10 protein-coding genes are annotated in these 15,544 nt (G+C 62.4%); 6 read left to right on the top strand and 4 right to left on the bottom strand.

Translation table 11 applies throughout. The features are described from left to right. The first annotated feature begins 179 nt into the window (after positions 1-179). A complete protein-coding gene (locus tag FGZ14_RS13510; RefSeq protein ID WP_139924766.1) occupies positions 180-683 on the top strand; it encodes a regulatory protein RecX in 504 nt (167 codons plus the stop codon). A 10-nt stretch (positions 684-693) separates the two neighbouring features. Here FGZ14_RS13510 and FGZ14_RS13505 read toward each other — a convergent pair whose 3' ends face one another. After that, positions 694-1,329, bottom strand: a complete 636-nt coding sequence (locus FGZ14_RS13505; RefSeq protein ID WP_139924765.1) for a DUF4230 domain-containing protein — start codon at positions 1,327-1,329, stop codon at positions 694-696. Positions 1,330-1,438: 109 nt separating this feature from the next. On the opposite strand from FGZ14_RS13505, the gene FGZ14_RS13500 reads away from it, so the two are divergent. Beyond that, positions 1,439-2,656, top strand: coding sequence for a hypothetical protein (locus FGZ14_RS13500; protein ID WP_139924764.1), 1,218 nt, complete (start codon positions 1,439-1,441; stop codon positions 2,654-2,656). A 13-nt stretch (positions 2,657-2,669) separates the two neighbouring features. Here the strand turns inward: FGZ14_RS13500 and FGZ14_RS13495 are convergent, their stop codons facing one another. The 3 genes from FGZ14_RS13495 to FGZ14_RS13485 form a co-directional block, all read right to left on the bottom strand. Then, the gene (locus FGZ14_RS13495) at positions 2,670-3,560 is read right to left on the bottom strand and encodes a 1-aminocyclopropane-1-carboxylate deaminase/D-cysteine desulfhydrase (protein WP_139924763.1); all 891 of its coding nucleotides are present in this window, start codon (positions 3,558-3,560) and stop codon (positions 2,670-2,672) included. Positions 3,561-3,892: 332 nt separating this feature from the next. Then, positions 3,893-6,469: a YfhO family protein gene (locus FGZ14_RS13490; protein WP_139924762.1), complete on the bottom strand. Its 2,577-nt coding sequence runs from the start codon at positions 6,467-6,469 to the stop codon at positions 3,893-3,895. 74 nt (positions 6,470-6,543) lie between these two features. Further along, positions 6,544-7,449, bottom strand: a complete 906-nt coding sequence (locus FGZ14_RS13485) for an EamA family transporter (RefSeq protein WP_139924761.1) — start codon at positions 7,447-7,449, stop codon at positions 6,544-6,546. A gap of 254 nt (positions 7,450-7,703) precedes the next feature. On the opposite strand from FGZ14_RS13485, the gene FGZ14_RS13480 reads away from it, so the two are divergent. From FGZ14_RS13480 to FGZ14_RS13465, 4 genes are all read left to right on the top strand, one after another. Then, positions 7,704-10,217: a bifunctional UDP-N-acetylmuramoyl-tripeptide:D-alanyl-D-alanine ligase/alanine racemase gene (locus FGZ14_RS13480; protein ID WP_139924760.1), complete on the top strand. Its 2,514-nt coding sequence runs from the start codon at positions 7,704-7,706 to the stop codon at positions 10,215-10,217. A gap of 215 nt (positions 10,218-10,432) precedes the next feature. After that, positions 10,433-13,234 (top strand): TonB-dependent receptor, encoded by a 2,802-nt coding sequence (locus FGZ14_RS13475; protein WP_139924759.1) that lies wholly within the window; start codon positions 10,433-10,435, stop codon positions 13,232-13,234. Positions 13,235-13,265: 31 nt separating this feature from the next. Continuing rightward, positions 13,266-14,657 carry a S9 family peptidase gene (locus FGZ14_RS13470; RefSeq protein WP_139924758.1) on the top strand — a complete coding sequence of 464 codons (1,392 nt, stop codon included), beginning with the start codon at positions 13,266-13,268 and terminating at the stop codon, positions 14,655-14,657. Between the two features lie 74 nt (positions 14,658-14,731). Next, positions 14,732-15,382 (top strand): OmpA family protein, encoded by a 651-nt coding sequence (locus FGZ14_RS13465; RefSeq protein ID WP_139924757.1) that lies wholly within the window; start codon positions 14,732-14,734, stop codon positions 15,380-15,382. The last annotated feature ends 162 nt before the right edge of the window (positions 15,383-15,544 follow it).

Here is a 15,544-nt window from a genome sequence, read left to right as displayed (position 1 = left end):
AAATTGCGGAGCCGCTACCCCGGTTCAGGCTTCGAAAGCAGGGGAGGGGTAGGGCAAAACCGCCTGTGGGTGGCAAGCTGGGGCAATTTGCTTACCTGGGCTATAGTAGATTTGACCTGACGGAATCTAGCCCGGCGGCGTGTTGTTGCTCTGGTTTCCCTTCTCCCTAACCTCCCGCCATGAATCAGCCTAAAAAGAAATTCTATACTCCCGCCGAAGCCTTGCAGAAAATTGCGGCCTACTGCACCTACCAGGAGCGCACGTTCAAGGAGGTAGAAGCCAAGCTGCGCGAGTACGGCCTGGATGAGGACGAGGCTGGTGAAATTATGATCCGGCTGAGCCGGGAGAACTTCCTAGATGAGGAGCGCTACGCCAAAAGCTTTGTGCGCGGCCATGTGCGTCAGAAAAAGTGGGGCCGCCGCCGGATTCAGCAGGAGCTAAAGCAGAAAGGCCTTTCCGACTACTGCATCAAGGCGGGCATGAAGGAAATTGACGGCGACGAGTACTACCAGAATCTGCTGGATGTGCTGGAAAAAAAGGACCGCCAGGAAAAGGAGCGCAACCCGCGGCTGCGGCGCCAGAAAATTCAGCTGTTTCTTACCGCCAAAGGCTACGAATCGGACCTGATTAAGATGGCGCTGGACGACTTCGGCAAAGAGAAAGAGGCCGAAGACGAGGGCTAATGCCCTAGGGCTACTGCCGCTTCGGCAACTGGGGTAGCTCCAGGCGACGTGTAAGGATAACGCGCCGGCCCGTCATGGTTTCGAGCATGGGGCGCAGCACCTGCTCGGCGTTTTGCTCCGTCTGGGCCAGAATCCCGGATTGCAGGGCTGCCGTGCGCACGTTGGCCTCGGCGTACTTATAGCCCGCATCTACCAGCTCCGCATCCTGGAAAAACCCGTTCTCTACGCTATATACCTTGCTTTTGCTGTGGTCAACCTGCCAGGTGCACAGCTCCGGAGCCGGCAGGGCCACCCGCAGCACCGAGTCGCCTTCGAGTACCACATCCTGGGGCCTTACCTGGCGCAAATCAAGGCAGCCTACGGCGTGGCCGGCTACAATCAAGGCCACTTTGGCGTCGGGCAGAAAGCGGTACGTGCTCTTTTTGTACTCTACCACGTCCTTGAACTGGTAGCGCACCAGTTCCAGCCGGCCCAGGCTTTCTACCTTTTCCAGCACGGTATTGTGCGTGACGGTGATTTGGGGGGTAGGGGCCAATGGGTTGCTAAAATCGGTCAGCGCCGGGCGCACTTTACTCCAAAGAAGCCACCCCAGTCCTACCAGAAAAGCAAGAGGAAGCAGGCGGCGTAGCAGACGAGGTAGGGGCATGGGAAAGCAGAGCAGTAAGCACGCTATATACGCAGGCAACCGGAAAGAAGGCGGTTCGGGCCGGAGTTTGGCCGGGGTGCGCTAGCTTTGGTCTTTGCGCTGCCGCCCAATGCCTGCCTTCTTTGCCACTACTCCTTCTCCTGGTGTTGCGGCCCTGCTGCTGCGGGGCGGGCGGTGGCTGAAGCGCCACCATGTGGCCCTGCTGGCCCTGGGGTGGCTGGTGGCCCAGGCCATCAGCTGGTACGTAAACCGCAGCCCCCGCACCTACGGCGACAGTGTGCACTACCTCGATTACGCCCACCAGATAGCGGAGCAGGGCAATTTCGTGAAGGTGCATTACACCCGCTACCTCGGCTATCCGCTTTTCCTGAGTGCCTTCCTGAAGCTGGGATTGGGGCCGGTGGCTATGGGCCTGGGCCAGTACGCAGTGGGGGGGCTGGCAGCCGTGGCTCTTTACCGGGCGGTGCGCCGATTGGCTCACGGGGCCTGGGAGCCTGCTTTTCTGGCTACGCTGCTCTACATCGGGTGGGCTGAGATTCAGCGGTTCAATGCCTTTCTGCTCACGGAGTCACTGTTTACCAGCTTGCTGCTGCTTTCGCTGTGGGCGGTGGGGCGGGCCCGTACGGCGGCGGGTTGGGGCCTGGCGCTGCTGGTGCTGCTGGCTACGGTAAGTATCCGGCCCAATGGCTTTGTGGCTTTGGCGGCGGCGGCGGTGGCCGGCGGGGTCTGGGTGCGGCAGCGGGCATCACGCCGGGTACAGTGGGGGGTAGTTATCGGGGGTGTGCTGCTGCTGCCGCTGGCCTGGGTAGCCCTCAACCAACTGCTGCTCACGTTCCGGCTTATCAAAACCTACCAGGAGGGCATGATCATTTTCATGTACGATGGTATTCTGATGCAGCCAACGGGGCCGCTGGCATTGCCTCCCCCGGAGGCCACCCCCGTGGGGCGGCTGGCGTACTTTATCTGGCATAATCCGCGCTATTTCGGGCAATTGGCCGTCTGGAAGCTGACGTTCTTTATGGGCTTCCCCAAGCCTTATTTCTCAGCCTTCCATGCCCTGGCGCAGCTGCTCACGCTACCCCCGCTCTACTGGCTGGCGCTGCGCGGACTGGCTGCCCGTTGGGTGGCCCGGCCCATGCGTGTGTTTCTGGCCGCTACGTTTTTGCTGCAGGCCGCCATTGTGGCCCTTACTGTAGAGGACTACGACGTGCGCTTCTCGGGGCCCGTGCTGCCTTACCTGTTCGTGCTGGCTGCCCTGGGGCTCACTCCCTGGATATACCGGCTGCGGCGCGGGCTGCAGCGGGTCGCCCTACCCCCTTCGGCTTAGCCAACCCTTCGTTTCAGACGCCACCAAACCCAGCCCAAGCCTGCAGGCCGCCGGTATGGACGGCTACCACCGTGCTGCCGCGCCGAAAGTACCCCTGGGCCAGTAGGTCCAGAATTCCCATCAGCATTTTGCTGGTGTAAATAGGGTCGAGCAGAACGCCATGCCGTTGCTGGAACGCCTGCACGAAGCGGCGCACCTCCGGCGTGAGGCGGGCGTAGCCCCCGCCGTGATAGTCGGTGCGCAGCGCCCAGTTGGAGTACACCCGGCTGGTGGCTTGTAGGGTTAGGGCATTGATGTCAGGGCGCAGAAAATCGGCGCCTTTCAGGGCCGCGAAACCCAGAGCCTCGCGCTGTCCGTCCAGCCCAACCAGCAAGCCGGCCAGGGTGCCGCCTGTGCCGCAGGCCACGCACAGGGTATCAAAATCAGTGAGGGCCAGCAGCTCTGGCACCAGCTCGGCGCAGCCGGGTAGGGCCAGGGTATTGGAGCCGCCTTCGGGCAGCACGTAGGCCGGACCCAGCTCACGCAGCAGCGCGGCCACTACCTCCGGCTCGTGCTTACGGCGGTAAGTGGTGCGGTCCAGGAAGTGCAGGCGCATTCCGTCTTGCCGGGCCCGGGCCAGGGTCGGGTTCAGGGGCTGCTTACGTAGCTCCTCTCCCCGCACCACGCCCACGGTTTGCAGCCCCGTCAGGCGGCCGGCGGCGGCTACGGCGGCCAGGTGGTTGGAATAGGCCCCACCGTAGGTCAGTAAGGTAGTCTGGCCCAGGCGCCCGGCTTCCAGTAAGTTGTACTTGAGCTTGCGCCACTTATTGCCCGGGAGGTCAGGGTGGTTCAGGTCGTCGCGCAGCAGCAGCAGCTGCACGCCGGCCCGGTCGGCGGCGGGCTCCGGTAGGGGCTGCAGAAGCATGGGCGAAAGGTGAAACAGTGAATAAGTGGATCAGTGCCTGCGTGAGGTCATGTCGAAGCGGAGCCGCGCCATTCTGCCATTCATCTGACCCGCACCCGCTAACGTAACAAGCCCCTGACGCAGGTATCCGTCAAGGGCTTGTCACATCATGAGGGGGTAGGGCGGGGCTTGCTGCTCCCTGAACGATTACCGGTAGAGCGGCCCGGACGACGGACGGGGGCCAGCCCCACACCCTACGGTTTGTGGCGTTTCAGGGGGTAGGGATATTATGCGGGAAGGATGGCGTTGGTGCTGCCTGTCCATAACAGCCCGGTTATCCTACCGCCTTACCGTTACGCCAGCAGGGTATCGGTAACGGTGTGCGGCTCGGGGCGGTGCCTGAGGGCGTAGTACAACGCCCCCAGCAGGGCCACAATCAGCAGCACCGACGATACCAGGGAAATCGTGTTTCCGAGGGCATACTCCGAGGGCTCAAACTTGAACTCGATGGTGTGCGTGCCGGCGGGCACGGGCAGGGCCCGCAGCACATAGTTGGCCCGGATGTGCGGTACGGGCTTACCGTCGAGGTAGGCGTTCCAGCCGTCTTCGTAGTAGATTTCGGAGAAGACCACGAGGCCATCCTGGGCGGCGTTGGCACGGTAGGTCAGCTCATTGGGCGTGTACTTGGTCAGGGCAATGCTGGAGCCTGCGGCGGAGTAGGCCGGCTTCACGGCCGGAAACTTCGAAGCATCTACCACGGCCGTAGTGGCAGGGTTCAGGCTAGTGAGGGCACTGATTTCCTGATCGGGGTTCTGTACTTTCTGGACTTCGCTCACAAACCAGGCGTTGCCCAGGGCGCCGGGGTTGCGCTGCACCTGCTGGGGCTGGCCCTGCTGGCCCGGCACAATCACGTAGCGCGTGTTCAGCATGTTGAGCACCTGCAGGTTATTCTGCGAAATCTGGCGCTCAATCAAATCCTGGTAGCGGCGCAGCTTGGCCCCGTGGTAGCCCCCAATGCTCTTATGGAAGTAGGAGGTATTGGCTTCGTTGAAGGGGTTCTGCAGGTTAAAAACCCGGTAGCTCAGGTCCTTATCCTGCAGAATCTGCTGGTCGGCGGGGGAGGGTACGAACTGCTCGGCAACGGTTTCGCGCTGGAAGTTGGCATCGTTAAGGTAGCGCTTATCTACCCCCCACAAGTCAATCAGGCTCAGCAGCCCCACCAAAGTAGCCGCAAGGCCGGCCGAGAGCTTGCGCTGCAGGAAAAACCACAGCACTCCGCCCGCGGCGGCCACAAAGAACAGGGAGCGGAACACATCGGTGCGGAGCAGATCGGCGCGGTCGGCGCGCAGGGCGGCCAGCGGGAAGCCTTCCTGCTGCTGCAGCTGCAGGTCAATGGGGGCAGCGAAATCAGAAGCAAGGCCGGCCAGGAAGGCCAGGGCGCACAGGCCGGCTGTAATGGCCAGGGCCCGCAGCACCTGCTTTTTCAGCAGGGCCGTGTCGGCATCGTCGGTGGGCTTGCCGGCCAGAGCGGCCAGGCTGGGATGGGTGCCGGGGGTAGCGGCCGGCGCCACGGCCGGCCGGCCGCGCAGCACGCGGGCCAGAGCCAGCACGGCCAGCAGGGGCATCGTCAGCTGGGCAATGGTGAGGGCCATGCTCACGGCCCGGAACTTGTTGTAGCCCGGGAAGTAGTCGAACATCAGGTAGTTGAATGTCTCGAAGTTCTTGCCCCAGGCCAGCAGCACCGAGAGCAGGGTGCCCACGAGCAGCCAGATGCGGGTGCGGCGGTCGGCCACCATCAGGCCCAGCACAAACAGGAAGAACACTACCGCGCCCACGTACACCGGGCCGCTGGTAATGGGCTGGTCGCCCCAGTAGGTGGGCATCTGGGCCAGGTAGTCTGAGAGCTGCACCGGTGGCACCCCGGCCGCAGCCAGGGCCTTACCCGTTTCGGAGTTGTCGCTGAGCTTCATCTGCGAAGCCCCGCCGTAGAAGTTGGGAATCAGTAGAGTAGCTGTTTCGCCGATGCCGTAGCTGTAGCTGAAGGCGTAGTCCTTGCCCAGGCCCGAGCCTTCACTGTCTTCGGCGGGGGTAGGAGCCTGGCCGGGCGCGGTCGGGGCCGGCGTCTTCAGCTCCGACTTACCCCGGATGCTGTACTTGCTGTACTCCAGGGTGGTGTAGAGGCGGCCGAAGCTTACGCCCACGGCCAGCAGGGCGGCCACCGCCAGCAGCGCCGTGCGGCTGAAGAAATCGGGCAGGCGCTTCTCGCGGGCCGCGAAAATCAGCTCTACTACCCCAAACACCAGCACCAGCAGCAGCAGGTAGTAGGTAATCTGGAGGTGGTTGGAGCGCACGTTCATGGCCAGGCCCAGGGCAAACAGGGCCGTGCCCAGCCACTTGTTGCGCCGGAACGCCACCAGCAGGCCCGCCAGCACCAGCGGGGCATAGGCCAGGGCCAGGCTTTTGGTGTTGTGGCCGGCGGCCAGAATAATCAGGTTGTAGCTAGTGAAGGCTAACGACACGGCCCCCACCACACTGACCAGCGGCGAGAGGCCCAGGGCCACGCACAAGGCGTAGCCGCAGACCAGGGCCAGAAACAGGTTGGCTACCACCGCCGGCAGCCCCAGGGTAAAGAGCTGGTGCAGGTACACGCTCAGGTCGCCGGGGAAGCGGGTGCTGATGAGGTAGGTGGGCATCCCCGAGAACATGGAGTTGGTCCAGAGGGCCTCCTGACCGGTTTGCTCCCGGAACTGGGCCGCCTCGTGGGCCCCGCCATTAAACTGTACGATGTCGTGCTGGGCCAGTGTTTTGCCATCGAAAAGGATGGGCGAGAAGTACACGGCGGCCAGCACTAGGAAAAACAAGACGGCCAGCAGGTGCGGCAGCACCCGCCGCCAGAGCGGCGCAGCGGCCTGACGGGGAGGAGTAATCATTCGGCTTACAAACAAGTCGGAACACGGCCCGCCGGAGCCCCACGGCCCGGCCTGGCAGCCCGAAGGTACCCGTTTTAGGGGTTTGTTGGCTGGGGGCGGGGCTGGAAAGCAAGATTATACAGCACCACGGAAAGCAAAATTACCCCGTAGGCCCCCACCTGGGTGGCCGTAGCCTGCTCCCCGAAATACAGAAAGGCCAGCGCAAAGCTCACCAGCGGATTCAGGTACATCATAATGCCTACCGTGCCGGAGGGCAGCACGTTCAGGGCGTAGAGGTTCAGGAACAGAGGCACCACGGTAAAGCCCAGGCTCAGCAGAGCCGTTACGGCCAGCAGGTGCGCATCCCGGAAGCCCGCCAGCGGCTGCGCCCCAAGCAGGGGGGCCACCGGCAGAATCAGTAGGGCCGCCAGCAGCAGCTGCGCCGTCAGAAGTACCAGCCGGTCGTAGCCTTGCAGGCGGCGCTGGCTGATGAGGTAGGCCGCGTAGGTAGAAGCCACCACCAAGCTCATGAGCAAGGTTTTTACCGCCCCTGCTCCCAGCAGCAGGCAGCTCAGGGCGCTCAGCCCAATGGCTGCCCACTGGTTGGGGCGCAGCTTCTCGCCCAGCACCACAAAGCCCAGCAGAGCCGTCAGGATGGGACAGATAAGGTAGGCGAACGAGCCCGCCTGCACGCTCACCTGGTTTACTACATAAATAAAGAGCAGCCAGTTGGAGGTAAGCAGCAGTCCGCCTACCCCTGTGGTGACGGCCAGCTGTCGGCGCTCGGCGGGCGGGGCCGCCTGCCACTGCCGCCACACCGCCTGCACGGCCGCCCGCCGCCCCAGCCCGTGCAGCAGCAGCAGCAACACCAACGAAATCAGGATGCGGAAAAACAGAATCTGCCCGCTGGCATAGCCGGCCAGCCAGCGTAGCGGAATCGGGAAAAAGCCCCAAATAAGAAAAGCCGCCAAGGCGGCCAGGTGATGACGCGAGAGTTTCAACTACGAACAGAATAGGGTACTACCCCGCAAAGATACCGCGCCGCTCGCTCCGATCCGATGTTCGGAACCCGTCCGGCCGGTTACCGGTGTGGAGGTTTGGGCCGATGGAGGGGGTAGGCGCCCGGGGTCAGCGTAGTGGTGCGGTGAATTGCGCCGGCCGCCCGGGCGTCAACCAGTCGGACGGACTCCGCGCATCGTAACAGGGCGGGCGGCCCGAAGTAGGAAGTAACCCGCTACTGTACCTTTGCCTTGCTATGCTTCAGTTCTCCCACCTGCCCGCTCTTACCGGCGGTACCCTGCTTCAGCTCCCGGCTTCGGCCGCGCCCGTGCACCGCCTGCTGCTGGATAGCCGGCAAGTAACCACGCCCGCCGGTAGCGTGTTTTTTGCCCTGCGCGGCCCCCAGCACGACGGCCACCGCTACCTGCCGGAGCTGTACCGGGCCGGGGTGCGCCTGTTTGTGGTAGATGCCGAAGCAGCCATTCCGGGTGGAGTAGGCGCCTACCCCGAGGCAGGGCTGCTGCTGGTGCCCGATGCCCTGGCAGCTCTGCAAGCCGTAGCCGCCGACCACCGCCGCCGGTTTCACCTGCCGGTATTCGGCATCACGGGCTCCAACGGCAAAACCATTGTGAAGGAGTGGCTGGCCCAACTGCTGAGCCCCGATGAGTTGATTTGCAAGAGCCCCCGCTCCTACAACTCGCAGGTGGGCGTGCCCCTGAGCGTGTGGGAGCTGAACGAGACGCACACGCTGGGCATCTTCGAGGCCGGTATTTCGGAGCCAGGCGAAATGGCGCGCCTGGCCCGCATTATTCAGCCTACCCTGGGCATTTTCACCAACCTGGGCACCGCCCACGACGCCGGCTTTGCCTCAGCCCGGGAAAAGGTAGCCGAGAAAATGCGTCTGTTCGAGGACGTGGACACCCTGTTCTACTGCGCCGACCACCCCCTGGTGCATGCCACCGCCCGCCAGCAGCTACGTCCTGAGCGCACTATTTTGAGTGCCTGGACGCGCCAGCGCGCCCGCTACGATGCCCAGGAGGCCGACCTGCTGGTGGTAGTGCACGAGGCCAGCGCCGACCGCACCGTGGTGCGGGTGGAACGCGCCCGGCCCCGCCCCCAAGAATACACCTTCACTTTGCCTTTCGCCGACGAGCCTTCGGTGGAAAACGCCCTCCACGGGCTGGCAGTGTTGCTCTGGCGGCAGGTAGCGCCCACCGAAATCCAGCGCCGCCTCGACCGGCTGCAGCCCGTGGCCATGCGCCTGGAAATGAAGCAGGCCCTCAACGACTGCTACGTCCTCGACGACACCTATAACAACGACTTGGCCGGCCTGCGCCTGGCCCTCGATGCCCTCACGCGCCAGCCCCGCCGCGGCCGCCGCACCCTCATCCTCTCCGACGTATTGGAGTCGGGACTGGGCGGGGCCGAGCTGTACGCCCGGGTAGCGGCCCTGCTGCCGGCCCACAGCGTAGAGCGCCTCATCGGCATCGGGCCGGATATCAGCCAGTACGGCGCGGCTTTTACCGGTCTGGATAGCCGGTTTTATCCCGATACCGAGACCTTCCTGGCCGGCTTCCAGCCCGAGCAGTTCCGGCAGGAGCTGATTCTGGTGAAGGGTGCCCGCCGCTATGGCTTCGAGCGGATAGTGGCCGCGTTTCAGCAGAAAATTCACGGCACCGTGCTCGAAGTCAACCTCGATGCACTGGTGCACAACCTTAACTTCTACCGCCGCCGCCTGCAGCCGGGCGTGAAGCTGATGGTGATGGTGAAAGCCTTTGCCTACGGCAGCAGCTCTTACGAGGTGGCCAACCTGCTGGAGTTTCACCGCGTCGATTACGTGGCCGTGGCCTATGCCGATGAGGGGGTAGAGCTGCGCCAGCACGGCATTAGTCTGCCGGTAATGGTAATGAACCCCTCGCCCGATGCCTTCCAGAAGCTGCGCCAGTACCACCTGGAGCCGGAAATCTACTCGTTCGAGCGCCTGCACGACTACCTGCGTGCCGCCCGGGAGCAGCCCCTGCCCGCTATTCACCTCAAACTCGATACCGGCATGCGCCGCCTGGGCTTCGCCGAGGAAGACCTGCCCGAGCTCTGCCAGCTGCTGCGCGATAATGCTGCCCACCTGCGTGTAGCCAGCGCCCTGACCCACCTGGCCGGCGCCGATGAGGCCCAGCACAACGACTTCTCCCACCAGCAGCTGGCCGCGTTTCAACGCATGGCGCCCCAGCTGGAACAGGCCCTGGGCTACCCCATCCTGCAACACGCCCTCAACTCGGCCGGCATCGTGCGCTTCCCCCAGGCCCAGCACAGCATGGTGCGCTTGGGCATTGGCCTCTACGGCGTGGAGGCCAGCGGGCAGGAGCCCGATGCCCTGCGGCCCGTCAGCAGTCTGCGCACGACCATTTCCCAGATCAAGACCCTACCTGCCGGCGCTACCGTAGGGTATGGGCGGCGCGGTCAGGCCACCGACTACGAGCGGCGCATTGCCACCCTGGCCATCGGGTACGCCGATGGCTATGACCGGCGTTTCGGTAACGGGGTAGGGGAGGTGGTTATCCGGGGGCGGCGGGCACCGCTTATTGGCAACGTATGCATGGATATGTGCATGGTGGACGTAACGGGCATTCCGGAAGCCCAGGCTGGCGACTCGGCTGTGGTATTTGGGGAAGATTTACCCCTAACGGAACTGGCTGTCCGCATCAATACCATCCCGTATGAGCTGCTCACGAACGTGAGTGAGCGGGTAAAACGGGTCTTTATAGCCGAATAGGCCCAAAAACCACGAAAACAGAATTGGATTTATATCAGTATAAACGATGATATATTATGATTTACCTGTGTTTATTTGTTCTATTTATGGATTTTGAATTTATATAATACAAATGGAACTTAGTAATATATGATATATCAATATTCTATCTAGCTTTGGGATACCTGTGAATCATTTTGGGATTACAGGATTTTCCCACTCTATATAGTTCTTATATGCCCCCAATCTTTACCCGCCTTTTCTTATTGGCTACCTGGGTACTGTTTAGCTTAACTGCCGCGCGAGCTCAGACAGCGGCTCCCGGCGCTGAAATCAATGGTACTGTTAGCACCGATAAAGGGGAAGTGCTGCCTGCTACGACGGTAGTAGCTATTCACTTGCCCACCGGTATCCGCCGTACTACCACTACCGATGACCAGGGCGCCTTCAGCATTCCGGCCATGCTGGCCGGCGGCCCCTACACCATTCAGATTGCCCGGTCGGGCTACCGCACCCAGTTGCTGACCAACGTGTTTCTGGTGGCCGATAAGCCCAGCCGCTTCGTGACGGTAATGCCCGTGGCCACGGTAGCCGTAGGTACCCGCCGCGCCGACCGTACCCTACTGGAATCTACGGTGCCTGTGGATGTGATTGACATGCGCGAGCTGCTACCCCTGGTGCCCCAGACCGACCTGACCCAGGTGCTGAACCAGGTAGTACCTTCCTTTAACTCAACCCGCCAGACCTCCGCCGACGGCGCCGACCACGTGGACCCCATCAGCCTGCGCGGCCTGGCCCCCGACCAAACCCTGGTGCTGGTGAATGGCAAGCGGCGCCACACTACCTCCCTGATTAACCTGCTCGGGAGCCGGGGGCTAGGCAGCGTAGGGTATGATTTGAACACGCTGCCCACCAACGCCATTGAGCGGGTGGAAGTGCTGCGCGACGGTGCAGCGGCCCAGTACGGCTCCGATGCCATTGCCGGCGTAATCAACATCAACCTGAAATCAGACAACCACGGCGGTAACGCCCTGCTGAGCACGGGTATTACCAGCGCCGGCGACGGCCTCACGGGCCTGCTGAGCCTGAACCAAGGGCTGAAACTGGGCAAAAAAGGCTTCCTGAACCTGACGGCCGATGCCGACTACCGCGGCGCCACCACCCGCCGGCCCCAGCGCGACATTGCCTCCTGGCCCGTTTTCTCGTATGATGCCGAGGAAGAGCGCCAGATGATGGCCGCTTCGGGCAAAACCTACGCCGACTTCGAGCAGCAGAACGGCGACGCTAAGATGCGCAACCTGCGCGGCGTGTATAACCTGTCGATGCCGCTGTCGGAGAAAATCCGGCTGTACTCGTTCGGGGGCTACAACTTCCGTCGGGGCGAGGCCGTGGCCCCGTGGGTACTACCCGCCTCTGCCTCCGCCGACATCGTGGACGACATTTTCCCCCTGGGCTACCAGCCCCACATCAACACCCGCATTCACGATGCTTCGGCCGTAGCCGGATTCGGTTTCACGCTGGGCCAATGGAACCTGGACCTCAGCCATGTGGTGGGCCGCAACCAGATGCGCTACGATGTAACCAACACCCTGAACAGCACCCTGGGCAGTGCCTCGCCCACCGAGTTTGAGGCGGGGGGGCTGCGCTTCACCCAAAACGTGAGTAACGCTACCTTCAGCCGCCTGTTCCCGAAAGCCCTGGCCGGTACGAACGTGGCGTTCGGGGCCGAGCTGCGCCATGACCGGTATTCCATTCTGGCCGGCGAGGAAGCTTCCTACTTTGATTACGGCAAGGGCAAAGCCGATGCTTCAGCCGGGGCCCAGGGCTTTATCGGCTTTGACCCCAGCACCACTATCAGCGGCACGCGCCGCAACGTGGGCGCCTTTGCCGACGTGGAAGCGGACATCACCAAGCAGTGGATGGTAGAAACCGCTCTGCGCTTCGAAAACTACAACTCCTTCGGCTCCGCCTTTACTTATAAGGTAGCCTCGCGCCTCCAGCTGGCTAAGATGCTGGCCGTGCGCGGAGCCTTCAACACGGGCTTCCGGGCGCCGGCCTTGCAGCAGGTATTGTACCGCCAGCTCACTCTGCTACCCACTTCCACGGGGCCGAAGTACAGCGGTATCTTCAACAACCAGAGCGAAGTGGCCGCCGCCGCCGGTATTGGTCAGCTGCAGCCCGAACGCTCCCGCAATATCAGTGCGGGTCTGATTCTGACGCCTACCCCCGCTCTGACGCTGACCCTGGATGCCTACCAGATTGACATCGACGACCGGATTCTGCTCTCCGGGCAGTTTGGCCAGGATACCACCGGCGCCCGCCCGGCCCTGAACCAAGCCTTGGCCGCGGCCAACGCCGACAACGCCCAGTTCTTTACCAACGCCGCCGATACCCGCACCCGTGGCCTCGACGCCGTGGTAACCTACCGCAACGCCGTGGGTCGGGGCACGCTCAACCTGAGCCTGGCCGCCAACTTCAACAAAACTACCATCCGGGCCCTGCAGGTGCCCAGCCAGTTCCAGTCTCTGCAAACCGATAACAAGCCCGGCAACAACTACATCGACCAGCGCCAGCTGTCCTTGGTGACTACCGGCAACCCGGCCAGCAAGCTCATCCTGAGCACGGGCTACGACCTGGGCAAGTTCAGCGTGCTGATGCGCAACTTCTACTTTGGCCGCGTGCAGACCTACGACTTCAACTTCGATGGTCTGGATGAGGGTAGTGTGTTCCTGGATTTCCGCGCCAAGGCTACCACCGACCTGACGGTGGCCTTCCGGCCTACCAAAGGCCTCCAACTGACGGCCGGCGTCAACAACGTGTTCAACGTGTATCCTGATTACATCAGCAAGGCCGCCCGTCAGGGCCGCGCCCCCGATGGGTTTGCCTCCCTGGAGCAGTACGGCCAGTACTTCCAGCAAACCTACGGCCGCCCCGTCAACGTGCCCTACGATTTCGATATCCTGCCCTATCAGTCGCAGCAGATGCCCCTTACTGGTCGGTACTTCTACCTGAAGGCCGTGTACAACCTGGGCCTCTAGCACCAGCCAACGCATTTTTGCTCTAGCTGCCATGAACCATCTGTTTCGTTTGGGCCGCCTGCTGTTGGGCCTGAGTATCGTTATGCTCATGGGGGGGCGGCCGGCTGCGGCCGCCGCCTCCCTGGAGGGCTTCTGGAAAGGCCCTCTGAAAATGCCAGGGGGCCAACTGGAAGTGGTATTCCGCTTGGTAAGCCTGACCAACGGCTCCTACTTCGCGACCCTCGATGTACCGCTGCAAAAAATCAGCCGCTTGCCCGTAACCGTCACTACCCACGGCGACACGGTAGTATTTGAGGCCGAAGACGTGGGCAGCCAGTTTACCGGCCAGCTGCTACCGGGCGGCAAGGAAGTGCAGGGCACCTGGAAGCAGCCCGGCTACTCCGTGCCCATGACCCTGCAGTACGCTCCTCCGCCCATCAGTACGGCTCCTAAGGCCCGCCTGACCCCGCCTTACCGCGAAGAAGACGTGCAGTACACCAACACCGCCGCCGACCTGCGCTTTGGCGGCCAGTTGACGGTACCGGCCGGCGAAGGCCCGTTTCCGGCCGTGGTGCTGGTTGCCGACGATGCCGGCTACGACCGTGACGGAACCGTGGGCGACTACCGCCTACTGGGCATCCTGGGCGACTACCTCACGCGCCGCGGTATTGCTGTGCTGCGCTTCGACAGCCGCGGAGCCGGCGAAACCGGCGGCATTCTGGCTACCGTGGAGGAAACCGTCACCGACGTGCAGGCGGCTCTTAACTACCTCCGCACTCGGCCCGAAATCAACCTGAGCCAGCTCGGCGTAATCGGGCACGGACTGGGCGGGAACGTGGCGCTGCTGACCGCCGCGCAGCCGCTACCCCCCAACTTTGTGGTAGCCCTGGCGGCGCACGGGCAGCGGGGAGCTCCGCTGGCAGTGGAGCAGCAGGCTAACACCCTCAAATCGTTGGGGGCCGATGAGGCCCAGGTAGAGGCCGCCGTAAAACGCCAGCAGGCTATTATGGAAATTATTCAGAATACGGCCAACGCTGCCCAGGCCCGTGCCATCGTGGCCAACATGATCCGCCAGACCAATCCGTCGGTCGATTCCATTACGGCCCGGGCCGGCGCTGTAGAACTAACTACCCGGCGCTACCGCAGTTATCTGGCCTTTGACCCGCTGCCCAAACTGGGCCAGGTAAAATGCCCCGTGCTGCTGCTCAATGGCACCGCCGACCTGAACGTAGCCCCCGAAACCAACCTGACTGCCCTAAGCAAGGCCCTCAGGGGCAACAACGCCGTTACCAGCCGCAAGCTTACCGGTGTCAACCATTTGTTCCAGAGCGATGCCTCCACCTGGCCGCTGGTAAATGGAGTGCCCAAGGAAAGCTTCTCGCCCGAAGCGGAAGAAGTCATTCGCCAGTGGATTGTCAGTCTGACGCAGAAGAAAACTCCCTGATTTTTTGCGGAAAGATCTACCTGAGGAGCTAATCTGCGTACTACGTATCTCGTTTATTTAATCTCTCCTTTACCATGAAAAAGCACCTTCTTTCCCTGCTGGCTGCTACCACGCTGCTGGCTTCTTGCTCTGATCTGAAAAAGCCCGAAGAAAAAGACCAGCCCCAGGAAGCTACTGCTGATACGGCCGTAGTGTACCGCGACGGGCAAACGGCAGCTGACGCCGCTGGCGATGCTACGGCGGCCGCCGGTAACGCCGCCGACAAAGCCGGTGATGCGGTCAGCAATGCCTGGGACATGACCAAAGCCAAGCTGGCCGACGTGAAGCTGGAAGAAATTGACCTGCCCGAAGTGAGCGTACGCGGCGACGACCAATACAATGTGTACGGGCTTGAGGAAAAAGTACTTTTTGACACGGATAAAGCCGAAATCAAGCCTACCGCTACCCGCGCCCTGTCCGAAATCAGCGCCTCTATTGCCCGCCGCCACCGTGGCAAAGACATCCAGGTAATGGGTTTTGCTGACGCCCGCGGCGACAAAAACTACAACCGCGAGCTGAGCGCCCAGCGCGCCGCCGCCGTGCGCGACTGGCTCGTGAAAAACGGTCAGGTAGCCGCCGACAAAATCAGCCTGGAGCCCATGGGCGAAGCCGCACCGGTTGCTTCCAACGCCACGGCCGCCGGCCGCCAGGAAAACCGCCGCGTAGAAATTGCCGTGCGCAAGTAAAATCGCAGACTGCCGCCGATTTTCTTGATTTCGCTGATTGCTAACGGCGCAATACCAGAGAACCAGTTAGCATTCTAAAAACCAAAAAGGCCGCCTCACAGTGTGAGGCGGCCTTTTTTGCCAAGGGCGGTATTTCTGTTTACTGCAATCAGCGAAGTCAGA

The organism is Hymenobacter sp. DG01 (genome assembly GCF_006352025.1).
Taxonomy (GTDB): domain Bacteria; phylum Bacteroidota; class Bacteroidia; order Cytophagales; family Hymenobacteraceae; genus Hymenobacter.
This window is presented reverse-complemented; position numbering and strand designations above follow the sequence as displayed.